Origin of the sequence: Gemmata obscuriglobus, assembly GCF_008065095.1 — a bacterium.
Taxonomy (GTDB): Bacteria; Planctomycetota; Planctomycetia; order Gemmatales; family Gemmataceae; genus Gemmata; species Gemmata obscuriglobus.
The window spans coordinates 8,922,121-8,945,007 of sequence record NZ_CP042911.1 but is presented as its reverse complement, the minus strand read 5'-3'; the positions used below and the strand labels follow the sequence as shown (position 1 = coordinate 8,945,007).

Sequence of the window (22,887 nt, the reverse complement as noted above, 5' to 3'; positions counted from 1 at the left end):
TGTGCGGCGCGAGCATACGACCAGCTTGAAACGACTGGGTCCGGTTTGCGGCACCTCCGGACGAACTCAAAGATTTCACGTTACCCGTTGCGCGTCATCCGCACGCAGCGGGCGATGCGAGCTGCCGCTTCGTCGATCTCGGCGCTCGTTTGTGCCGGCGAGAAGCTGAACCGGAGTGCCGACTTCAGTACCTCGTCCGGTACGCCCATCGCCCGCAGTACGGGGCTGGGTAACAGGCTCCCGCTCGAACACGCGGACCCGGTCGAGCACGCGACCCGGGCCAGGTCGAGGGACATGAGGAGTAGGTCCGCCCGGCACCCCGGGAACGACACGTTCAGCGCGGCCGGTGCCACGTCCGCGGCCCCGATCTCGGGACCGTTCAGCACAACGGGCGCGCACTCGCGCCGCAGGGCGTCCCAGAGCCGCGCCCGGTGCGCGGCGAGCGCCGCCCGGTTCGCAGCGAGGTCGCGGGTCGCGATCTCTAGCGCCGCGGCCATCCCGACGGCGAGCGCGACCGGTTCCGTACCCGGGCGCCGGCCGCCCTGCTGGTGCCCGCCAAAGGTGTGCGGCTTCAGGTCCGTGCCGCGCCTCGTGAGCAGCAGCCCGACCCCCTTCGGCCCGCCGAACTTGTGCGCGCTGGCAGTGAGGGTGGTCGCGCCGAGTTCGTGAAAATCGACCCCGATCTTCCCCACGGCCTGAACGGCGTCGCAGTGGAGCTTCGTGCCTTTCGGGAGCGTGGCCGCGATCGCGCGGACCGGCTGAACCGCTCCGGTCTCGTGGTTGGCGAGCATCACGCAGACCAGATCGGCGTCGGCGGCGGGCTCGCGCCAGGCGATCACCCCGCGCTCGTCCGCCGGGAGCCACTCGACCGCCGCGCCGCCCGCTTCCAGTCGCCGGAGCGGTTCCACGACGCACGGGTGTTCGATGGGGGAGGCGACCGCGCGCGCCGGCCGCAGCCCGAAGATCGCGAGGTTGTTCGCCTCGGTCGCCCCGCTGGTGAACGTCAGCTCGTCGGGGTGTGCCCCCAGGAGCGCGCTCGCCTTCTCGCGCGCGTCTTCGAGTGCCTGACGGGCCTTCCGCCCGAACGCGTGCGCCGACGACGGGTTCCCGAACGTCTCCAGCATCAGCGGCCGCATCCGCTCCCACACTTCGGGCCGGAGCGGCGTGGTCGCGTTGTGGTCGAGGTACACCGGTTCCATTGCGGTATTCTACCGGACCCGGCTCACTTCTCGACCGGCGCACACCGCTCCAAAAAGCCGGTCACCGCCTTCCGGTACCGTTCCGGTTCAGCCGCGGCGAGGTGAAGGTGATCGCCACCTTCGATGACGACCAACTCCGCCCGTTCCCCGATCGCGTCGGCGATGGCTGCCGCCTCGGTCGGTCGCGCGCGACGATCGGCGCTTCCGGCCAGAACCAGCACCCGAGCCGACGCCGGAATTCGTGCGGCGGCGGTCAGCGGAGAAATGTCGTTGATGTTCGACAGGAGCATCGGCGCGACGACGGAGAAGCCCGTGTACGCGACGAACTCGAGCCCGGGCGGCAGGTACATACGGGTCCGGTTCCGGGTCGCGGTCCGGAGGTCCTGATAGGGGCATTCCAGGATGTAGCCGGCTACCCGGTTCCCTAACTCCTCTGCGGCGAATACCGCCGCCGCCGATCCCAGCGACTGCCCCCAAACGACCACCGGGCGCCCGGGGTGTCGCGCCCGGAGCCACTCGACTGCCGCGATCACGTCGTGCCGTCCGCTGTACCCGAAGTCGTTCACGTCACCGGTCGAGTCCCCGTGCGCGCGGAACGAAATCATCAGGACCGCGCTCCCGGTACTCGCGATGAGTTCCGCCTCCTTGAGGCACGCGGACCGGCGCCCGCCGTTACCGTGGAGGAACAGAACGAGCGGCCGATCGGGGCGCCCATCAACGAACCACGCGCCGAGTTCCTGGCCGTCGGCGGTGGCCAGGCGAAACGGCTCGATGCGGCCCCACGCGAGTGTGGGCGCCGGCTCCGGCTGCTGGGGACCGGCCCGGTGCGTGAGCCGGTACGCGGCCGCGTAGGAGCCCAGCAGCCAAAATGTGGCGCCAAGAGCGCCAAGGGCGAGCAGCCACACCCTCCACCTCCTCCGGGCGCTCTTCCGACCGGGAACCGGCATGTCAACCTCCGAGTCGCGCGACGGCTGGTTCAGTTCGTGTGCCTGTACGTGTTCAGCGCGGTTTACAAGCTGGTGTCCCCGGGGTGGCAGACGGGGTACGTGATGTACTTCGTGAACCACGATCTGGAGTGGTCGCTGACGCCGAACCTGAGCCCGTACTTGCCGCCGTTCGCGCACCGGTTGAGTTCGTGGGTCACGATCGGCTGGGAGCTGGCGTTCCCGGTGCTGCTCGCGTTTCGGCGGACCCGCGTGCTGTGCCTGGTGATGGGCGTGGCGTTTCACATCATCACATTCCTGACGCTCGAAGTGGGGCACTTCGCGCTGTACTCGCTGACGTTTTACGTGCTGTTCGTGCCGTGGGAGCGCTGGGCGCGGCCTCGGAGTGTTACGAAGGTGAGTGCTCCGCACACGCAATTGTGAGCGCGCCGAGCAGTTCTGCTTCCTGTCGCTCCAGCACGCACCGCAGGTCCAGGAGGACGCGGCCGTCCTGAACGCGGGCCATCACCGCGGGCGTTCCTGTGCGGAGACGCGCCGCGAGTTCGGATTCGCTCAGGCCCGCCGCACTCAACCCCAGCACCACCGTCGGAACGCTCACATCCGGCAGCGAGCCGCCGCCGACGAACGCCTCGTCCTCCCACACGCCGAGCGTCACCCCGGGGATCTCGCGCACCCACTCGGCGAAGGACTCGGTCCGCCGCTTCAGCTCGGCGAGCGGGGTTGTGAGCATCCGGAGCGTGGGAACGTCGCGAACCGCCTTCTTCGCGTCGCGGTGGAGTAACAGCGTCGCTTCGAGGGCGGCGAGGGTCATTTTGTCGAGCCGGAACGCGCGCATCAGCGGGTCCTTCTCGATGCGCTGAATCAGGTCGGCCTTTCCGACGATGAGCCCGCACTGCGGGCCGCCGAGGAGCTTGTCGCCGCTGAAGAGCACCAGGTCCGCGCCGGCGGACACGCTCGCGGAAATGAGCGGCTCGCCGGGCAGTCCGAAGGGGGTGAGGTCGGCGACCTGGCCGCTCCCCGCGTCGTCGATCACGAGGAGGTTGTGCTTGCGCCCGAGCGCGACGAGGTCTTCGAGTTCGACCGACTTCGTGTACCCGCGCACGCGGTAGTTGCTGCAATGCACCCGCATGAGCGCCGCCGTGTTGGGCGTGATCGCGCGCTCGTAATCGCTCAGGCGGGTGATGTTGGTGGTGCCCACCTCGCGCAGCGCGGCGCCGCTGACCGCCATCACATCGGGGATGCGAAAGCTCCCGCCGATCTCGACCAACTGCCCGCGCGACACGACCACTTCTTTACCGGCCGCGATCGCCCGGAGCGCGATCACGGTTGCCGCGGCGCAGTTGTTCACGGCCGTCGCGCCCTCGGCTCCGGTGACGGCCTTCAGGCCCGCGCGGACGGGGCTTTGGCGCGAGGAGCGCTTACCGGTCGCGAGGTCGAGTTCGAGGTTGAGGTACCCGCGGGCGGCCTCGTAAGCGGCGCGGGCGGCCTCTTCGTGGAGCGGCGAGCGCCCGAGGTTGGTGTGCAGGACGATGCCGGTCGCGTTGATGACCGATCGCAAGAGGGGGCGGCTTTGGGCGTCGAGCGCGCTCATGGCTTCGCGGGCGATCGTATCGACATCGGCGGACAGCGGTTCACCGGCTTTCAGCCGGTCGCGCAGCCGGTCGAGGGCGGCGCGCACCTGGGCGGTGACCGCCGCGGCCGGGTGGCTCTCGTGTGCGGGCGCGAGCGCGGGACTGGCCAGCACCTTGGCGACGGACGGGAGGGCGCGGAACGGGTTGTCGCTCATGCGGGTAGTGTACGCGCCGTCACCGCGCGTCGCCCGCGGACGCGCTCAACACCCCGACGATCTCGTCGGCCCGGTACCCGCGCCCGACTCTGCGACTCAGTCGAGTGGGACCACTTCGCCAGCATCCGGGGTGACGGCGGACCAGAAGGCCGCCGGTGCCACGCCGCGGCTGACCACCCGCACACTGCCGTCGGCCATGGCGCAGGGCAGCCCCTTGGGGTCGCCGGTGCTTAACTGCCTCGGGTCGCACTCGCCCGCCAACGGCCGGACTTGAAAGGTGACCGAACGGTCAGAAGCAACGCTCACGGGCGGGACGCCACTCGTGATCGGGTAATAATCCCCGCGTGCGAATTCCGCGAACGTTGGCCGCTGGGAACTGGCCGAACCGTATGGGTAGGAGATCGGGCTGTGGAACTGGAACGCCTCGCCGGCACAAACGGCGTAGCGCTCGGCAAACAAAATGGTCCCGGTGGTGCCGTCGGTAATCCCCTCGATCCGGCGAAAGGGTGAGATCACGTGCGGGTTGTAAGCGTAACTCGTCAGACTTGATTTGTAGGCCCAGTCGGTGTCATCGAACGGCGAACGGAACACCTTGACGTAGGAGTCCGTCACCGGCGTGCCCTGTCGAAAGTAGGCCCGGTAAAGGTTCTCCTGCTCGACGTACGGGAGAAGTTGCATGTGAACTGTGCTGGGTACAATGCTGCCCGGAACCTGCTCGTAAGGAAATGTCGGCAGCCGACCGCCGCGCGCAGACGCGTACTGATGAACGGCCAACCCGAGTTGCTTCAAATTGTTCAGGTTCTGCATCCGCTTGGCCGTGACCCGCACCGATTGCACCGCGGGTAGCAGAAGGCCAATCATCACAGCGATGATGGCGAGCACAACGAGGAGTTCGATGAGCGTGAAGCCGATACGCCGCCGCGGGTAAGCGCGTGTTAAGAACGACACGAGGAATCTCCGTGCAAGTAGCAGCAGAAGGTCGGCATCCCTGTTTGACCTTTTTTTGCACGCGGAAGGTCGCCGGCCGGGCCGGAGAGATCTACCGCGCCAAGTCGGGAGTAGTCACCCGAGTACCGACACCGCCCCCAGGGCGACCGCACTCCAGGTAGTTTGATTTCTTGTAGGACTTGTAGGTTGTAGCCCTCATCCCACCCGCCCTTGAGCCGTTTCGTACTCCCTTTGCCCGGCGCTCGCCGGAGCAGGGACGCGGCTTTCAGCCGGTCGCGGCGTCACCGCGCGTCGCCCGCGGACGCGTTCAACACCCGGACGATCTCGTCGGCCCGGTACCCGCGCTCGATCATCGTCTGCTTGAGCCGTGCGTTCCGCTCGGCGACGCGGACCTTGCGCCAGGCGTCGGCGACGGTGGCAACGATGAGCCACAGCGCCAGACCGCCGAACAGGAACGTGACGAACAGCACCCCGACCAGGTCTTTGGCAACCGCTTCCTCGATCGACATGTGGCCCCCTGGTGCGTGCCCGAGCAACAGTGCCTTACCGCTCCGTTACCTCACGATTGTCCCGCCGCGCCGCCCGGTCCGCAACCGCCGGGCGCACTTTCCCACGTTCTGAACATCTGCTAAAAAGGATATGACGATTCAAATCGTGGAATTGATCGGAGGCGACTATGGAGCTTCATCAGCTCCGGTATTTCGTTGCGGTGGCCGAAACGGGCAGCTTTACCCGCGCCGCGGAGCGCGAGGACGTGACCCAGCCGACGCTCAGCGAGCAGATCATGCGGCTCGAGAGCAAGCCGCACGGGGTGGGCCGGCGGCTGTTCGACCGGCTCGGGCGGAAGGTGGTCCTCACCGACGCCGGGCGGGAGCTGCTGGGACACGCCCAGGGGATTCTGGCCGCGGTCAAAGAGGCCGAGCGCGCGGTCCGCGACTCCGCGGAGGGCGGGTCGTTGCGCGTCGGGGCGATTCCGACCATCGCACCCTTTCTGCTGCCGGGCACGGTGACGCGGTTCCGCAAGGACCACCCGAACGTGCAGTTGCAACTGAAGGAGGACCTCACCGAGCGGCTGCTGGCCGACCTGTTGGCCGGTGAACTCGACGTGGCGCTGATGGCGATGCCGGTCCGCGACGACCGGTTGCACGTCGAGAAACTGTTCGCGGAACCGCTGGTGATGGCACTACCGGCGAAACACGAACTCGCGTCCAAGACCGAGGTGAAGCTGGCCGACGTGCTGGAGGAGCCGTTCATCCTGCTGGACGACATGCACTGCTTCGGCGACCAGGTGCTGAGCCTGTGTCACCGGGGCGGGCTCGAACCGAGGGTGGTGTGCCGGGGCGAGCAGATCGTGACACTGCTGGCGATGGTCGCGGCGGGCCAGGGCGTGTCGATCGTTCCCGAGATGGCCGCGACCGCCGACACGAGCAAGCAGTGCGCGTACCGGCCGCTGGGCAAGCCGACGCCCGTGCGCACGTTGTGTGCGGTGTGGCACAAGCAGCGGTTCCGCCCGCCGTCGCTGCGGGCGCTCGTGGACATGGCCAAGCGGTAACTGGGACCGCCAGCGGGTGCTCCGCCCGACGAACCGGAGCCGCCCGCGTGATGTTCGTGATTCACGGTCCGGGTGGTGGTGGCTGTTTATTGTGGCACAGACAGGAATGTCCGCGCCACAAAGACATCAGTCCAAAACGGATATCCGCCCCGGACGGCTAATAAGGTGCTGGCACGAGCCCGAAGCCCGTGGCTCAGGCGGCCGGGCGCGTGTTCAGTCGGCGAGCCAGTACCGGAAGATGCAGTAGAGGGCCTGGAACCCGTCCTTCATGCCGATCTTCTTGCCCTCTTCGTAGGTGCGGCCGCTGTAGCTGATGGGCACCTCGAACACGCGCCACCGGGGCTTACCGGCGCGCTTGCGGGCGATCTTGGCGGTCACCTCGGGCTCGAACCCGAACCGGTTGCTCTTCAGGTTCATGCCCTGAATCACCTCCCGGCGGAACACCTTGTAACAGGTCTCCATGTCGGTCAAGTTCAGGTTGGTACACCAGTTCGAGAGGGTGGTGAGCACCTTGTTCCCGACCGAGTGCCAGTAGTAGAGCACGCGGTGGCTCTCGCCGATGAACCGCGACCCGATGACCACGTCGGCCTTGTCGTCGAGGATGGGCTGGATGAGCTTCGGGTACTCGGCCGGGTTGTACTCCCAGTCCGCGTCCTGCACGATCACCAGGTCGCCGGTGCAGTGCTTGAACCCCTCGCGCAGGGCCGCGCCCTTGCCCATGTTCCGGGGCTGGTGGAATACGCGGACGTTGTCGTACTGCTTCTCGAGCTGCGCCAGGATCTCGGGCGTGCGGTCCTTGGAGAAGTCGTTCACCAGGATCAGTTCTTTGGGGATCTCGACCGCTTGCACCCGGCGCACCAACTCGGCCAGCCAGCGCTCCTCGTTGTACACGGGGATCACCACCGACAGCTTGAACCCGGGCGGGATCGGGTAGATGCCGATCTGCCGGCACGCGTTCACGCCGAGCAACTGTTCGAGCAGTGCGGCGCGCGTGTTCGGGTCCGCCGCCATGCGGTCCAACAGCGGTTTGAGTTCGGGGGCGAGGTCGGCGAGCGGGGCCGGAGCGGGGGCGGCGGTCGTGCCCGGAGTCGTCGGCGCTGGCGTCATTCGTGCAGTTCCTCAAGTCCCCGGCGGGCAAGCCGGCTTGACACGTTTACCCTCTGTAACGTAGGGATACCCTGCTTTCGTTAAACCCCGGTCCGCAATCGGCTCTGAGTTTCGCGGCGCAGGAGGCGTCTCACGTGAAACCGACATCTACCGCACCTACCCCCTCTGCGCCGGTCCCGCTGTGCGACATTCAGGCCCAGTACCGCGGGCTGAAGGACGAAATCGACACGGCCGTGCTCCGCGTTCTCGGGTCGGGCCAGGCCATTCTCGGCCCCGAGGTCGCGGCGTTCGAGCAGGAGGCCGCGGCGTTCTGCGGCGCGCGGTACGGGATCGGGTGCGGGTCCGGCACCGACGCGCTGGTGCTCGCCCTCCGCGCGCTCGGCATCGGGCCGGGCGACGAGGTGATCGTTCCGCCGTTCACGTTCTTCGCGTCCGCCAGTGCCGTCGCCCGCATCGGCGCGAAGCCGGTGTTCGTGGACGTCGACCCGCTCACGTTCAACATCGACCCGAACCAGATCGAGGCGAAGATCACCCCGCACACGCGGGCGATCATGCCGGTTCACCTGTTCGGCCAGTGCTGCGACATGGACGCGATCGGCGAGATCGCGTCCGACCACCGCCTGTACATGGTGGAGGACGCGGCGCAGTCGTTCGGCAGCGAGTACAAGGGCAAGCGGTGCGGCACGTTGGGCGCGGTCGCGTGCATGAGCTTCTACCCGACCAAGAACCTCGGCGCGCTGGGCGACGCCGGTCTGGTCACCACGGACGACCCGGACCTTGACAAGCGGCTGCGTGCGCTGCGGGTCCACGGGTCGGAGGTGAAGTACTACCACAAGTACGTCGGGTACAACATGCGGCTCGACGCGGTTCACGCGGCGGTGCTCCGCGTGAAGCTGCCCCACGTGGCGGGCTGGCTGGTGGCGCGCGAAGAGGCCGCGAAGCGGTACGACGCGCTGATCGAGGGGGCGAACCTGCACGGGTTCATGCGGCGCCCGGTCGCGATGCCGGACCGCCGGCACACGTTCAACCAGTACGTGGTGCGGGTGCCGGCGCACCACCGCGACCCGCTCGTCAAGCACCTGAAGGACAACAGCGTCGGTGTCGAGGTGTATTACCCGCTCAGCCTGCACCAGCAGGAGTGCTTCAAGTACCTGGGGTACCGCACCGGCGACTTCCCGACTAGCGAGCAGTCCACCGGCGAAGTGGTGGCGCTGCCGATCTTCCCGGAGATCACCGAGGCGCAGCAGCAGCGGGTGGTCGAGGTGTGTAGCGCGTACCTGCGCCAGGCCGTCCGCCGCGCGGCTTGAGGTGCCAGTAACACAGGCAGGTTCGCCCGCTGATAACGTCGCAGTTCATTCGAGCGGCAGACGTTACCAGCGGGGCGTGCATCGAATCGCCGGTTGAAAAACGCGACCGATTCTCAAAGCCGGTCGGCTTCAAAACTGCGCAAAGGGCACCGCGGGCGTGGTCGCAGAAGGCGGGAGCGAGGTGAGTTCAAACCACCTTCCCCGTGCCTTCTGCTGTGACCGCGCCCGCGGTGCCGTTTCGACACCACCCACCCCAATTCGGCAGTTGCAATCAAATCGCGTCCGGCGGCGGCCCGGTGCCGCAGCACGTCCGCTGCCATCAGCCGGTTGATGCACCAGATGTCCCCACCGATCGCCGGCTCTACCTGCGGACCGCGTCCGAGAATTACCCGAACGGCTAACCGCTTCTTGCTGAACCGGCAACGCAACGGGGCTCCTGCCTCACACCTGGGTGTCGCGCTGGGGTGCCGACGAGACATTCACTGGCGGCAAACCGGCCGCGGACTACCCGGTCGCTACCCACGAATCCACCGCTTCAACCCCCCGGATACGATGGCCGGACGAGCGGAGTGGCGCCCCGGTTGTGCTCTTTAGAGCGACGCAACATGCTGATGCGAGATATTTTGCGACGATTTTGATGCGCGCGCGTGACTGCACCTCCCGGACGAGAGCCGCAGTCCCGGCCGCCCTAAAGGGCGTGCCTCGGACTTCGAGAAGTGCAGCATCTGAGAAAGGCGGTGGAACAATGCCCGATAAGCGGAACATCCGACCGACGGCCCCAACAAACGGTAGGGCGTTATCCCGCTCCAGATTTAGCGCTTCTTCCACCACTTGCGCGCCGCGACCGCACCCAGACCGATCAGGCCGATCAGACCCGTTGACGGTTCGGGGGTGTGCTCCGGCGGACCGATCGGCGGTTTGTCGACCGGGACCGGCGGGCCGCTCGGCGGGTTGGGGATGGTGGGCTCGCGCGGCGTGTCCGGCGTTAGCAGCGATGTCGGGTTTAAGAGCGTCGGCTCACGCGGCACGCGGCTCCCGGGCCAGTCGTACCAGTAGAAGGCCTGAGCCGGTGCGCTCCCGGCGAGAAGTACAGCCAGCGCGCCCCACATGCGCCGGTCCCCGTATTTCGCTCGTGTTCGCGCCGTCGTCATGGTTTCGGCCCTCCTCCGCCGACTTACAAATCGGCACATTCCAAATTGCCCGGTTAGTGTCAACCCGATCTCGGGGCCGGGCCGAGTGGCGATCGAGGCAAGCCTGTGAGATTGGCGAAGAGGTGCCGGAAAATCTGTGCGCGACGATCCGAGAAAGTTTGTGGGTTGCACGTCCCGCGAGCCGAATCAAGGGGGTGAACCGTGATCGAGGGCGGCGGGCATGAAGCGCTTCCGGGTTAAAGCGATCGGGCTGGGACTCGCACTGACCGCCGGGTCGGCACTCTCGGCCGACGGTGATTGGCGCCCCGTCGGCGCTCCTCCCGCGCCGTCTGCCCCTCGGGCGGGCGAACCGGGGTTGCTTCCGGCCGCGCTGCGCACACCGCCTGCAACGGACTCGGGGGTCATTTGGCTCCCGGTGCGGGGCTCAACGCCTGGTGTCGTGCAAACCGCGGCGAAAGAGCCGCAGCCGACCTTTCGGGCCGCGCCTCCGGGACCGGTTCCGCTTTCGCAACCCGTACCGCCACCTTCCGAGTCTGCCGGGCCGCGCGGGGAGTCCCTCGGGCCGCTCCCGGCGATTCCGGAACTTCCCAATCCGGGAGTCGCGCCTGGCGTATCAGAACCGCCGGCCGCACGCCCGGATCTGGCTGTGGTCACGGAACCGCCGCGCGAGGCTTTTGAGCCGCAACCGGAGCCGGTGCGTCCGAAGTCCGACGACCCCGTGCGCCCGAAGTCGGCCGAACCGCCGATGATGAACCCGCCGCAACAGCCGGGCCTGTTTCCGGACTGGAAGGGCGTGAACCCGCTGCCGACTCCGCGTTCGGTGCCGCAGACGCAACCGCAGCCCGAGTTGGAGCCCGCGCCGGCAGAACTCATGTACCCGGCTGGCGCGTTTGATACTCCGAAGCAGGGCCGCGGGACGTTCGGCTCGCCGCCGGTGCGCCTGTCGCGGGACTACCCGCCGCTGCGCGAGGTGGTCGGGAACTCGCGCGATCTGAGTGTTGCGGACGAACTGGACGCCGGACTGTCAAACCGGTTCTTCGCACGCGCCGAGTACCTCCAATGGTGGCTTCCGGGGTTCGCCACGCCGGTGCTCGCGACCACCAACGCCAACACCGCGCTGAACGGCTACCTTGGTGAGCCCGGAACCACGGCGCTTGTTGGTCCGGGGGCGTTTCTTGACAGCACCCGGAGCGGGTTCCGGTTCCGGGCCGGAGCCTGGCTCGACGACGCGCAGTCGTGCGGGATCGACGCCGGGTTCTTCTTTCTGGGTAACCGGTCGGGTAGCACGACCATTAGTCCGGATCGGTTCCCACTCATCACGCGACCGATTTACGCTCCGAACCTAATTCCGGGGACGAACCAGCCCCTCGGCGAGAACGGCGAGGCCGTCGCGGTGCCCGACATCCTGCGCGGGGCGCTGACGGTCGAGGCCGACAGCCGGCTCTGGGGGGCGGACGTTAACGCCCGCTGGTGCTGGATTAAAGGTTGTGCGGCGCGGTCGGAGGTGTTCGCGGGTTACCGGCACCTGAACCTGCGCGAGAGCTTGACCATTCGCGAGAACATCACCGTAATCGGCTCCGGTGGGACGCGGCTTCTGATCCCGGACCCGATCGGAACGCAGATCGTGGTTCAGGACCGGTTCGCCACGCGGAACCAGTTCCACGGCGGTCAGGTCGGGATGGCGTATGAGCGGCGCTGGGGCCGGTGGGACCTGGACGCACGCGCCTCGGTGGCGCTCGGTGCGACCCATCAAGAGCTGGAAATCAGCGGGTCTCAGGTGCGCCAGCAACCGGGCGGCGCCCCGGTGGTGTTCAACAACGGCGGTCTGCTTGCCGCCGGACCGAACCTGGGCCGGTTTGAACGCGATAAGTTCAGTGTGGCGCCAGAGTTCACGCTCAATATTGGGTACTGGGTAACGCCGAACTTTCGTGTGTTCGGCGGGTACAACTTCCTCTACTGGTCGAACGTGATTCGACCCGGGGACCAGATCGACCACGTTGTAGACCTCACGTTCGTGCCGAACGGCCTGCCGGCGGGGTTCTCGGGCCAGTACCGGCCGCGTCCGCTGTTCAAACAGTCCGACCTCGCGATCAACGGCCTCCAGTTCGGGATGGAACTGCGATGGTAGTTTTTCGGTACGTTTCAAGTCCGGAAGGCGCACGTCGTGGCGGAAGACCTAAATTGTCAGGTCTTCCGCCACGACGTGCGCCTTCCGGACTTGAAACGTACCAATCTCACTTGTTTCCTGGTAAGCGTTCACGGGTGATGCGGCAGTGTATCAACAGTTGGCGAGTAGCGGATTCACAACGTTCTGTTGTTGAGCTTCAGCTGGAACGAGCGTCGGTGCCTTCGCGCCGGTCCGGTGTGCGGTGACGGCGTCGATGAGGAACGCCAAGACGTTGCGCTTCTGGCGGCGGCACGAGGCGATCACCGTGAGGATTCGTTCCACGAACCGGCTCCCGCGTTCGCTGTCGGTCCCGAAGCTGGTTTTGCGCCAGCACACGGCGTGACGCACCTCACGCTCGGCCGCGTTGTTGGTCGGTTCCACGCCGACGACACGCGCGAACGTCCACAACGACGCCTCGACCGACAACAGTTCCGCGCAGGTCGTGGCGGTCTTGGCGCAGCCGCACGCCGCCCCGTTCCGCAGGTGCGTGCCGACCTGACGACGCAACGCGGGGATGTAGGTCGAGCGACATGTGGACCGCGCGAGGGTTCCGTCCCGGACCCGATACCAGTTCTCGAACAGGGCGTCCGAACACGCCAACAGAGCCGCGCCGATCGCCTGTCCGGAACCGCCCCGGTCGATCATCGCCTGGAAATCGCGTCGCAGGTGCGCCCAGCAGAGTTGACGCTTGTACTTGTCGAGGTGCGTGTACACCGGATACCGGTCCGTCGTATGCACGGCCGTGGACCCGGCACGCAGGTCATCAAAGGCGGCCCGGCCCCGGGTCCGGCGGATCAGGAACGCCACCACGAACGTGGTCACGGCGGCCCACAGCCAGGCCCGCTGACGCCCCTGCTTCCAACCGGTCTCGTCCACGTTGGCCGGGTGCCCGCGGGTGTACACCAGGGCCTGTTCGGCCACCGGCTTCAGCGCCTCGGCGGTTCGGTGCTGGAGCTTGCACACCATGGCCGGGCTCAGGGGCAGGCCGAACAGATCGTCGAACAGTTGGCTCGTGCCCCGCTTGCCCAGACGGCACGAGCCGGTGAGAAGCGCGGCCACCGCCTGCGCCCGGGGGCCGTATCCGGTGCGCGCCTCCGACGGCACCGCGGGCACCGTGGTCGTGCCGCAGTGGGGGCACCGGAGCCGGTGGCACCGATACTCGGTCACGTGGGGTTTGATAACGGGCAACTCGTGGACCTGATGAATGGCCGGAGCCGGATCGTCCCCGGCCAGCGACCGCGAGCAGTCCCGGCACACGGACGGCTTGAGGGTCCGGATCTCATCGGGTGGCAGGAGCGTGCGCTCGGCTTTGGGATGCCCCGGTTGCCCGCCCCGACGCTTCCCCGAAGGGGCCTTGGGCGGGGCCAGTTTCACCTGCGGAGGATCGGACGAGGGCGGCTTCGACGAGTTGGTGGAGCTCTGGTTGAGTCGGGCCTTGAGTTCGGCGACCTCGGCCACCAGAGCAGTGATCGTGGCCTCCAAGGCGCGAATATACGCCACCACCGCCGGTGGTAAGTTATCGGGCAGTTCCGGCGGTTGAGGAACAGGCGTCATGACGTCTGCTCGATTACGGAACATGCCCGCTTGTGGCAACCGCGTATCCAAACGGGCTAAAATGACGGGCAAAAGCGGGTGGCGCACCCCCATGAACGCTTACGTTTCCTGAGTCTCCTTCGCGTTACACCTCTCTCATAAATTGGTATTCTGTTTGCACGAATACCGGTTGAGGCTCGCGGCACGCGCAAGTTCACTCCCTTGCCGCGTTTGTCATACGCCCACGCGATTCGCACCGCTGCTTCTTGAGGTATCTCCCAATGACCGAACGAGTGCTGAAGGTGCTGCCCCTCGGCGTGTTCGGCTCGCTTATGGTGGCGCTGGCCGTCATCAATACCGTTCCGGCTCAGGAGCCGATCCCGCTGCGCCCGCCCGGCACACCGCAACCCGATCCCGTCCCGTTACCGCTCCCGGCTCCGGGGCAACCCGCGCAAGCCGGCCAGGGCGACGGGATGGAAGTGCTCGCCAAGGGGCCGGTTCACGAAGCGTTCGCATCAACGGCCGAAGCCCCGACGGCGGCGCCGGTTGTGGCAAAGCAGCCGCCGGAACCGATTGAGGAGCTGCCGCCGGACCAGAAGCCCGAGGGCGACAACGTCCAGTGGATTCCGGGGTACTGGAACTGGGACGAGGAGAACGGCCAGTTCATCTGGGTCAGCGGGTTCTGGCGCCAGCCCCCGCCGGGGCGCGTCTGGGTGCCCGGATCGTGGCGCGAGGCCAAGGGCGGTTGGCAGTACGTTCCCGGGTTCTGGCAGGAGGTGGCGCCCGCGCAGCCGCAGCAGCCCGCGCAACCACAAGCACAGCCGGAAATCGAATACCTGCCGCAACCGCCGCAGTCGCTCGAAATCGGGCCGACCGTTGTCGCGCCGAGCGCCACCAGCGTTTACGTGCCGGGGTCGTGGGTGTGGCGCAACCGTTACGTCTGGCGCCCGGGCGTGTGGGTCGAGCACCGGCGCGACTGGCTATGGGTGCCGGCCCGTTATCACTGGAGCCCGGCCGGCTACGTGTTCGTGGACGGCTACTGGGATTACCCGCTGGCGACCCGCGGCGTGCTGTTCGCCCCGGTCGTGTTCACCCGGCCGGTGTACGCGCGGCCGGCGTTCGTGTACACGCCCATGTACGTCGTGAGTGAGCCGTGTATGACCGGCGCGCTGTTCGTGCGTCGCGGGTACACGAACTACTACTTCGGCGACTACTTCGACGGGCGGTACGTTGACCGCGGGTACTCGGCGTGGTGCGGGGTTGCTACCCCGCGCGGCGGGTTCAGCATCGGGTTCGGCGTGGGCCGGAGTTGGGGTTACGACCCGCTGTGGAGCTACTACTCGGTTCAGCACCGCCACAGCCCGCGGTGGAACGCCGGCGTGGCCGACATTTACGCGGGCCGCTACCGCGGTGACGTGGTGCGCCCGCCGACCACGCTGGTCCAGCAGAACACGGTGATCAACAAGATCACGCAGACGAACATCAACAACGTGACGAACAACATCACGGTGGTGAACGGGGCGCCGACGGTCGGGAACCAGAACGTCGCGAACGTGGCTATGGTCGCGCCGCTGAAGGTCGCGCCCGACCTCCAGCGAACGAAGTTCCAGGCGGTGGCGGCCGAGCAGCGCCGCGAGGAGGCGACCGCGGCGCGGCAGTTCCGTGATGTGGCCGCGCAGCGCACGAAGCTCGAAACGGCCGTCGCGTCGAAGCCCCAACCGGTGGTTACACCCGGGGCCGTTGGGGCCGCGCCACCGGTTGCGCGGCCGCAGTCGATCAAGCTCGACGTGCCGAAAGCCGCGGTCGCCCGGGCGCGGGTGGCGAGCGATGACAAGGCGCCGCCCCCCAACCCGCTCCGCGCGAACGGCAGCGGTACCCCCGGCGCGGGGACGCGGATCGATCCGAAACCGGCCGCTGGTGGCGGGCCGGTGAACCCGGCGATGAACCCGCAACCGCGGCCCCCGGTTGGCCCTAACCCCGTTATAAATCCGGCGACGCCTCCGCAACCGAAGGTTGAGCCGAAGCAACCGGCGGCTTCCACGGGACGGCCGCAACCGAAGGTCGATCCGGGCCAGCCGACGAACCCCGTAACCCGTCCGCAACCGGTGGTGCCGAAGGTCGAGCCGAAACCGACTCCCGCGACGAACCCGGCACCGCGTGTCGAGCCGAAGCCATCAACCGAGCCGGTCATGCCCGCACGGCCCAAGATCAACCCGACTCCGACGCCCGCGCCGGCGAGTCCGCAGCCGAAGACGGAACCGAGGCCGGCGGCACCCACACCGGTTAGCCCGGCGCCGAAAGTGAATCCGCCGACCTCGCCGGCGCCGCGGACGAACCCACAACCGACGCCCATACCTGCCGCTCCGACGCAGCCGCGCCTGAACCCGGTGGCACCGGCTTCGAAGCCGCTCGCTCCTTCGCCCGCGGCGCCTTCGGCCGCGCCGAGGGTGAATCCTCCGGCTTCAGTGCCCACACCGGCGGTTCAACCAACGCCGAAAGCGTCGGTCGCGCCACCGGTCCCACAGCCGACGCCGAGACAGCCGGTTCAGCCGCGCCCACAGCCGGCCCCAGCCCCGGCCGCGCCGCCATCATCGCGACCCGTGACCGCTCAGTCGCCTTCCGTGTCGCCCCGACCGACTGTTGCGCCCCCGGCAACTCCGTCGCGCCCGAGCGCGCCGCCGAGATCACCGTCGGCCGGCGAGAAGCGGGGCAAGAAGTCAGATGAGTAACTCGTGACGTAGCGAAGACATGCGGTAGCGCCGACACTTGCTGGCTTTCCCGCACGTCGTCGCTGTTAAGGCCACGGCTATTTCTTCTTTGGGACACCTTCGATTGTCACGGTAAGCGGCGTCACCGCGAAGTTCGGGAGCGGGCGCGGGGCACTGTTGTTGCCCTTCGGGTTCGGCGCTCCGCTCTGACTGCGCAGCACGAGCGTATGTGTCCCCGATGGCAGGTTCGCGGGTACATCGATGTTCAACTTGATATCGGTACTATTGGGTTGCGCAGTACCGACTACCGGGAACGGTTGGTTCCCCTGCGGGCGCGGCCCGAATCCCGGGGTGGCAACGTAAATCGCGACCGGTTCCTTGAAGCTGGTGTCGCGCGTGATTTTCAGCGTGACATCGACCTTACCGCCGCCCTTCACCTTAAACGCCGTTTCGGTTGGCGTAAGAACGAACGGCGCTGTTCCGCGGATCGCGAGGGCCAATCCGGGGCCGCGGTCCATGCGGGTCAGTACCGGGCTGTTCGGCGGCGGCTGGTTCGCCTGTTGTCCCTGCACGGGCCACGTCACACTGAAGGGCCGCGCCGTTTGCTTCAAACTGCCTGCGGTTCCGGTGATCGTGACGAATCCGTCGAAGTCCGCTGCGGGCTTCTCGCAGGTGAGTACCAGCACGCCGCGCGTTTGTCCCGGGCCGATGACCTGTTTCGGGCACTTTACTTCTCGGGGCAGTTGCTCGGCACCGAGTTCGATCGCGCCGTCGAAGCCGTCGAACCGAAATGCGTACACCACGAGCGCGACTGCCCTGCCCGCGGTGAGTGTGCCGGCATCCGGGACGTGTGGCGTCAGTGGCATTACCGCCAGGCGGAAGTCCGGTTTCTCCTTTGCGATCCGCAACACGTACTGGTCCCGCGGGCCGAACTGTACGGCCGCCTCGCGCGTGGACACCATCACCTTGTAAGTGCCGTCCGCCGGTACCGCAAACCGGTACCGGCCGGGGTCGTCGGACTTGGTGTAGAACTGGTTCGGGCTCAGTGTGTCCGCACCGTCGTCCTGTTCGACGATCACCTTGCCCTTTTCGTCCGTGAGAATGAAGTACGCATCGACGGGGGAGCCGATGCGCTCCGCGAACACTTCGAGCGTCCACACGTCGCCCTTCTTCGCGGCGAAACTGTACCAGTGTCGCTCGCCTTTCTTGGCGATGCGCCCGGCGATGTCACACGGCCCCTTGACGAGCTGTGCTTCGGCCGCAGTGAGGTTCGTACCGGCGTCAGCTACGATCGGGTTCGCTGCCATCAGCCGTGGCGTTCCACCACGCGAAGGCGGTTCGAACAGATCGACCATCGCGGCCGAAGGGGCGAGGGGCCACGACGCCAAACCGGCGCCTTCTTCGGCAACTGGCGGGAAGGTCGCGGACGCCCGCGGTGCGGTTGTGATCGTGAGCCGGTAGAAGTGGTCCGGGCCGCCGGTCGTGTACGCGAATTGGGACACGCGCACGGTGTAGTCGCCGTCTTTCAGAGCTTTGAAGTCGAGTACCGCGTCGCCGCCCCTGTAGTTGCGGTTCGAGGCGAGTTGGCGGCTCTCGGAGTCGCTCACCATCAAGTCGGCTTGCATCCGGCTGTCGATGCTCGTCGTGAGGCAGTACACCGCGACGTTCTGACCGGCCTTCGCCTTGAAGGTCACGAAGTCCACGTCCGTTGGCGCCGACACGACGCCGTTGATCGTCGTGTCGAGTTCGACTTTTTGAGCCTGCGGTACGTCGTTGTTGGGTTCGACCTCGTTCACCTCCGTGTCGCTGCCGACGGCGAACGCGCGCGGGTTGCTCAGGCCGCTCTTGCTTACCACACGGACATCGCACGTCCCAGCGAATCCCCTCGGCGCGGTGACTTTGAACTTCACGCTCGCGGCAGGTGCGCCTTTCGGCGCCTTGGGATCGGCAGTCGCTACGCCGACGCGCTCGGCGGTAAAGCCCTTCGCACTGAACAGCAACTTCTCGTCGCCATCGAAACCAACGCCCGCGAACGTCACTTCTACGGCGCCGCCCGCCTTTGCCCCGGGCGGGAACACGGTCAACAATTGCGGACCGGGTTGGGCGCTCGCCGATCCCGCGGCGAGCAGCAGAGCGAGAGTAGCAGCGAGGCGGCGCGCGAACATGGGGGCGGCTCCTACGGGCGTATTTGCAGCGTAATCCCTTCAGGGACTGCAAACAAGTTTGTGCCCCGCGGCGCGGGCGCGTCTAAACTACTTCGAGTTTATCTCTCGGAGGCGATTTCATGCGTGCAGGTGCGATGGTTCTTGTTCTCGCGTTGGCCGGGTGTGCGCCGGCGCCGCGCGGGTCGGACGAGCCGATGCCGACCGACGCGCCGAACCAGGTGGTGCTCAAAGTGCCCGACATGACGTGAGTGACGTGCCCGCAAGCCGTCAAAGAGCGGCTCGCGACTCTACCGTGGGTAGAGCCCGACACGATCACGACCAACGGCAAGACCCGGCAAGCGAAGTTTACTCTGAAGAGGGGGGCGAAGTTCGACCTCGAAGAGGTGACGCAGGTGCTGGCGCCGCGCTACTCCGGTGACATCACGGTGCTGACCGCGCCGGCGGAAAAGTGAGCCGGCTCTCTGTGCGGCGCGCCGATGGCGTGGAAGCCGGTTCGGCGCGCCCGGCACCTTCTGGACTCCCAGGAGCGGCCTGGGCGGCTTTGAGAAAAGTGCCGCAATCGCGGGATAACTGTTGCCAGTGCCCTTGATTGGTTTGCTACAATTTGGTGCCTCTCGGTTCCCACTGCGCGAGCAAGCTCTGACCGTCGGAACATTCATGCCGCCCGACGACACCGACCGTTTTGCCGAGCCGGTCCCGTCTCTGCTCGGGAGCGGTGCCTCCGGCGCCAAACGTGATTCGGCGACCAGCAACGAGGCGGACGGTGTGCCGATCGTTTATCCGATACAGCGGCTGCTGTGCCGTCGGTGCGGGGAGACGGCCGAACCGGTCGCTGGGCAGTGCCCGTGGTGCGGCAACCAACTCGGTGCCGCGCCCCGTGGTCGTCCGCGGCGCCCGCCCCGCGCCCGGCCGGTCCGCGCGCCCGGCGACGAGTACGAAGGCCGGCGCCCGCCCCGCCCCGAGTACGCGATCCCGGTGCGGCGCCCGTACCTGATTCCGCCGCTGGTCGTCGTACCGGTGGCGTACTTCGGGCTCCTCGCGTCGCTGGTCGGGTGTGCGGTGCTCGTGGCACTCGGCGGAATGACCGAGGGCGACGACCTCATCGCCGGGCAGGCGTTCGCCGAGGTCGTGACCACGGGGCTCACGCTGCTCGCTCTGGGCCTCGTTTGGAAGGCGGCGCGGCAAAAGGTGCCGGAGGGTACGGCGGCCCTCACCTGGGCCGCATCGTTCCCGCTCCTGTGCCTCCTGTTGGTCCTGAACCTGGCGTTCTTCACACTTCTGCGCGAACTGCTCAAGCCGCTCGGCGCGCCCGAGCCGGAGCGGATGAAGCTGACCCTCATTACGGTGCTGCTGATCTGTGTCCAGCCGGGCATTGTGGAGGAGCTGTTTTTCCGCCAAATGACGCTCGGCGTGCTGCGAAAATCGTTGAACGTTCACTTGGCGATCTGGCTCACCGCCGTGGCGTTCGCCGGTGCGCACCTCGGGAACATCCTCGGAATGCCGTACCTGTTCCTGGTTGGCGGGTTCCTTGGATACGCCCGCGTGTACGGCGGACTGCCGCTGGCCGTACTCCTGCACTTCTTGCACAACCTTGCGGTCGTCGCCTACGACGCGTACCGACCGTTCGGTTGAGAAGCCGGAACTGATCCGCCCCGTCAGCCGACGCGGGCGGACACCGATTTCGGAGACGGAAGGGTGCTTCTGTTTCCGAAATCGGTGTCCGCCCGCGTCGGCCGGCGGATAATATTGCTTTTCGCCTTTCTGCTACAATCCTGGCATGTCTGCTCCAAACACAAAGCCCGAGCTTTTGGCCCCCGCGGGTGACTGGGACGCGATGCGCGCCGCGGTCGCGAACGGGGCCGACGCGGTCTACTTCGGGCTGTCCAACTTTAACGCGCGCGCACGCGCTGCCAACTTCGCACCGGACGAACTGTCTGACGTGATGCGGTTCCTCCACGGGCGGAACGTGAAAGGGTTCGTGACCCTCAATACGCTCATTTTCTCGGACGAACTCGAAGCGGTCGCGGAGTTTGTGAAGCGGATCGCCGGTGCCGGGGTTGACGCGGTTATCGTGCAGGATTTGGGGCTGGTGCGACTCATCAAGCGCCTCGCCCCGACGCTGCCGGTCCACGGCAGCACGCAGATGACGCTGACGGAGCCGCGCGGCATCGCGTTCGTCACAGAACTCGGTGTCGAGCGGGTCGTACTCGCGCGCGAACTGTCCCTGGCGGACATTCAGAAAGTGACCGCGAACACCGTCACCCCGGTCGAGGTGTTCGTTCACGGCGCGCTGTGCGTGGCGTACAGCGGGCAGTGCCTGACGAGCGAGGCGCTGGGCGGGCGCAGCGCGAACCGCGGGCAGTGCGCGCAGGCGTGTCGGCTCCCTTACGAGATGATCGTCGACGGGCAGGCGCGCGACCTCGGCGACCGCGCGTACCTGCTCAGCCCTCAAGACTTGGCCGCGTTCGACCTCATCGGCGATTTGGTGGACGCCGGGGTGATCTCGTTCAAGATCGAGGGCCGACTGAAGGGCGGCCCGTATGTCGCCGCGACCACGCAGACATATCGCAAGGCGCTCGACACGAAGCTCGCGGATCGCGCATTCACGCTGCCGCGGCGCGAGCAACTGGACCTGGCGCAAACGTTCAGCCGCGGGCTGACGCCGGGGTTTCTGGAAGGCGTGAACCACCAGATGCTCGTTCGCGGGCGGTTCCCCAAAAGCCGCGGGGTGCGCCTCGGGCGCGTGTCCGGGTTCGTGCGCGGGGGCGCGCGGGTGGAACTGGCCGAGGCGTTCGACGATCTCGTCAAGCCCGGCGACGGTGTCCTGTTCGACTTGGGGCGGCCGGACACGCAAGAGCCGGGCGGTCGTGTGTGGAGCGTCCGTCGTGCGGCGCCCGCGCAGGTGGAACTGTACTTCGCCGACGGTGCGGTCGACCTCGCATCGGTGGCGGTCGGGTGCGACGTGTACAAGACGGACGATCCCGCGCTGCGCAAGCGGTTGGAGCAAAGCTATTCGCAGGATAAACCCGCCCGTCGGGTGCCGGTCCGGGCGCGCCTGGAGGGTGCGATTGGTGGCACTCTCACGTTGACCCTGATCGATGGTGCGAGCGAATCCTCTGCGGCGTGGGCCGGACCACTCGAGTTAGCCCGCAAACAGCCGACTTCGGCCGGAGAGGTGCGGGAGCAACTGTCGCGGCTCGGGGATACGCCGTTTGAACTGGACGAAGTATCGCTCGACCTGCCCGCGGGCGTGATGCTGCCGCGGAGCGTGCTGAACGACTTGCGCCGACAAGGCGCGACCGCACTCGCGGAAGCGCGGAGCGCCGGGCGTAAACACGCGATCAACAACCCCAACGCGCTGGAGGAACTGCGACGGGAGTTCTCGCTCCTGCCGAGCAGAAGCATGCGGGTGGATGATCGCGAGGGCGGCGCTTCGCTCACCGTTCTCGTGCGCAATTTGGATCAACTCGACGCCGTACTCGCGTGGGCGCCGCCCGACGGTCTTCCCAAACTGGCTGCGGTGTACTGCGACTTCGAGGACCTGCGCCGGTACAAGGACGCGGTCCCGCGGGCACGTGCCGCGGGCGTGCCGGTCGGGCTGGCGCCGGTGCGGGTGTGGAAGCCGGGGGAAGACGGGTTTCAGTCGCTTGTCGCGCGGGCCGAGCCCGACATCGTTCTGGTGCGCAACCTCGCATCGATCAGCTATTTCCGGGAGCAGTTGCCGCACGCGCGACTGGTCGGTGATTTCAGCCTCAACGTCGCGAACGAACTGACGGCAAGTGTGCTTCTGGAAGCCGGCCTGGAACGGTTGGTGCCGAGTTACGATCTGAACTGGGATCAACTTGTGTCAATGGTGCGGCGATCGCGGCCGGAATGGTTCGAGCCGGTGATTCACCAACATATGCCCATGTTCCACATGGAGCACTGTGTGTTCGCGGCGTTCCTGAGTACCGGCAAGGATCACCGCGATTGCGGGCGCCCCTGCGAGGTGCACAAGGTCGAGTTACGGGACCGGGTTGGCGCTCCGTTCCCGGTGCTGCCGGACACGGGCTGCCGAAACACTGTGTTCAACAGCGCCGCACAGAGTGCCGCGGAGTACGTGAGCCGGATGCGCGAGCTGGGGTTAGCACGGTTCCGCGTGGACCTGCTGCGTGAGGCGCCGGCGCAGGTGGGGCCGCTGCTGACGCGGTACGCACGGGTGGTTGCGGGCGTGGACGATGGCCGCGAAACGTGGCGACAGCTTCGGGCGCTGAACCAGTTAGGGGTAACGAGGGGAACGCTGAACTTGTTGTGAGGCCAACCGATGACCGAAGCGGAATG

The 22,887-nt window shown here is 67.1% G+C and carries 18 protein-coding genes; 9 read left to right on the top strand and 9 right to left on the bottom strand.

Annotation, left to right across the window (positions count from 1 at the left end):
- Positions 1 to 80: 80 nt before the first annotated feature.
- On the bottom strand, positions 81 to 1,199 hold the full coding sequence (locus GobsT_RS37150) for a cysteine desulfurase family protein (protein WP_010047723.1): 1,119 nt from the start codon (positions 1,197 to 1,199) through the stop codon (positions 81 to 83).
- 23 nt (positions 1,200 to 1,222) lie between these two features.
- Positions 1,223 to 2,146: an alpha/beta hydrolase gene (locus GobsT_RS37145; RefSeq protein ID WP_063744633.1), complete on the bottom strand. Its 924-nt coding sequence runs from the start codon at positions 2,144 to 2,146 to the stop codon at positions 1,223 to 1,225.
- 36 nt (positions 2,147 to 2,182) lie between these two features.
- Here GobsT_RS37145 and GobsT_RS37140 point away from each other — a divergent pair, with 36 nt between their 5' ends.
- Positions 2,183 to 2,566, top strand: a complete 384-nt coding sequence (locus GobsT_RS37140) for an HTTM domain-containing protein (protein ID WP_010047727.1) — start codon at positions 2,183 to 2,185, stop codon at positions 2,564 to 2,566.
- Here GobsT_RS37140 and selA read toward each other — a convergent pair.
- The 3 genes from selA to GobsT_RS37125 all read right to left on the bottom strand — a co-directional run bounded on the left by selA (position 2,532) and on the right by GobsT_RS37125 (position 5,386).
- Complete coding sequence (gene selA / locus GobsT_RS37135) at positions 2,532 to 3,929, bottom strand: L-seryl-tRNA(Sec) selenium transferase (RefSeq protein WP_010047728.1); 1,398 nt, start codon at positions 3,927 to 3,929, stop codon at positions 2,532 to 2,534. The genes GobsT_RS37140 and selA overlap by 35 nt on opposite strands.
- 96 nt (positions 3,930 to 4,025) lie before the next feature.
- Positions 4,026 to 4,877, bottom strand: a complete 852-nt coding sequence (locus GobsT_RS37130) for a DUF1559 family PulG-like putative transporter (protein WP_010047729.1) — start codon at positions 4,875 to 4,877, stop codon at positions 4,026 to 4,028.
- Between the two features lie 281 nt (positions 4,878 to 5,158).
- The gene (locus tag GobsT_RS37125; protein WP_010047731.1) at positions 5,159 to 5,386 is read right to left on the bottom strand and encodes a hypothetical protein; all 228 of its coding nucleotides are present in this window, start codon (positions 5,384 to 5,386) and stop codon (positions 5,159 to 5,161) included.
- Positions 5,387 to 5,553: 167 nt separating this feature from the next.
- Between GobsT_RS37125 and GobsT_RS37120 the strand changes: the two genes are divergently transcribed.
- The gene (locus tag GobsT_RS37120) at positions 5,554 to 6,429 is read left to right on the top strand and encodes a LysR family transcriptional regulator (protein WP_010047734.1); all 876 of its coding nucleotides are present in this window, start codon (positions 5,554 to 5,556) and stop codon (positions 6,427 to 6,429) included.
- 213 nt (positions 6,430 to 6,642) lie between these two features.
- Here GobsT_RS37120 and GobsT_RS37115 read toward each other — a convergent pair whose 3' ends face one another.
- Positions 6,643 to 7,536: a glycosyltransferase family 2 protein gene (locus GobsT_RS37115; protein WP_010047735.1), complete on the bottom strand. Its 894-nt coding sequence runs from the start codon at positions 7,534 to 7,536 to the stop codon at positions 6,643 to 6,645.
- A 134-nt stretch (positions 7,537 to 7,670) separates the two neighbouring features.
- On the opposite strand from GobsT_RS37115, the gene GobsT_RS37110 reads away from it, so the two are divergent.
- Positions 7,671 to 8,843, top strand: coding sequence for a DegT/DnrJ/EryC1/StrS family aminotransferase (locus GobsT_RS37110; protein ID WP_010047740.1), 1,173 nt, complete (start codon positions 7,671 to 7,673; stop codon positions 8,841 to 8,843).
- An 812-nt stretch (positions 8,844 to 9,655) separates the two neighbouring features.
- On the opposite strand, the gene GobsT_RS37105 is transcribed toward GobsT_RS37110, so the two are convergent.
- Positions 9,656 to 9,994: a PEP-CTERM sorting domain-containing protein gene (locus GobsT_RS37105; RefSeq protein ID WP_010051472.1), complete on the bottom strand. Its 339-nt coding sequence runs from the start codon at positions 9,992 to 9,994 to the stop codon at positions 9,656 to 9,658.
- 694 nt (positions 9,995 to 10,688) lie between these two features.
- Between GobsT_RS37105 and GobsT_RS37100 the strand changes: the two genes are divergently transcribed.
- Entirely contained in the window at positions 10,689 to 12,122 is a 1,434-nt protein-coding gene (locus GobsT_RS37100; protein WP_157507101.1) for a BBP7 family outer membrane beta-barrel protein, read from the top strand.
- A 150-nt stretch (positions 12,123 to 12,272) separates the two neighbouring features.
- Here the strand turns inward: GobsT_RS37100 and GobsT_RS37095 are convergent, their stop codons facing one another.
- A complete protein-coding gene (locus GobsT_RS37095; protein ID WP_029600604.1) occupies positions 12,273 to 13,715 on the bottom strand; it encodes an IS66-like element ISGob4 family transposase in 1,443 nt (480 codons plus the stop codon).
- 260 nt (positions 13,716 to 13,975) lie between these two features.
- Between GobsT_RS37095 and GobsT_RS37085 the strand changes: the two genes are divergently transcribed.
- Positions 13,976 to 16,423, top strand: coding sequence for a YXWGXW repeat-containing protein (locus tag GobsT_RS37085; RefSeq protein WP_010049463.1), 2,448 nt, complete (start codon positions 13,976 to 13,978; stop codon positions 16,421 to 16,423).
- 77 nt (positions 16,424 to 16,500) lie between these two features.
- On the opposite strand, the gene GobsT_RS37080 is transcribed toward GobsT_RS37085, so the two are convergent.
- Positions 16,501 to 18,567 (bottom strand): PPC domain-containing protein, encoded by a 2,067-nt coding sequence (locus tag GobsT_RS37080; RefSeq protein WP_010049466.1) that lies wholly within the window; start codon positions 18,565 to 18,567, stop codon positions 16,501 to 16,503.
- A 119-nt stretch (positions 18,568 to 18,686) separates the two neighbouring features.
- Between GobsT_RS37080 and GobsT_RS40775 the strand changes: the two genes are divergently transcribed.
- The 4 genes from GobsT_RS40775 (at position 18,687) to GobsT_RS37065 (ending at position 22,861) form a co-directional block, all read left to right on the top strand.
- A complete protein-coding gene (locus GobsT_RS40775) occupies positions 18,687 to 18,815 on the top strand; it encodes a hypothetical protein (RefSeq protein WP_010049468.1) in 129 nt (42 codons plus the stop codon).
- Positions 18,816 to 19,019 carry a hypothetical protein gene (locus tag GobsT_RS37075; protein ID WP_010049469.1) on the top strand — a complete coding sequence of 68 codons (204 nt, stop codon included), beginning with the start codon at positions 18,816 to 18,818 and terminating at the stop codon, positions 19,017 to 19,019.
- A gap of 205 nt (positions 19,020 to 19,224) precedes the next feature.
- A complete protein-coding gene (locus tag GobsT_RS37070; RefSeq protein WP_109571373.1) occupies positions 19,225 to 20,199 on the top strand; it encodes a CPBP family intramembrane glutamic endopeptidase in 975 nt (324 codons plus the stop codon).
- Between the two features lie 145 nt (positions 20,200 to 20,344).
- A complete protein-coding gene (locus GobsT_RS37065) occupies positions 20,345 to 22,861 on the top strand; it encodes a U32 family peptidase (RefSeq protein WP_029601236.1) in 2,517 nt (838 codons plus the stop codon).
- Positions 22,862 to 22,887 lie beyond the last annotated feature (26 nt).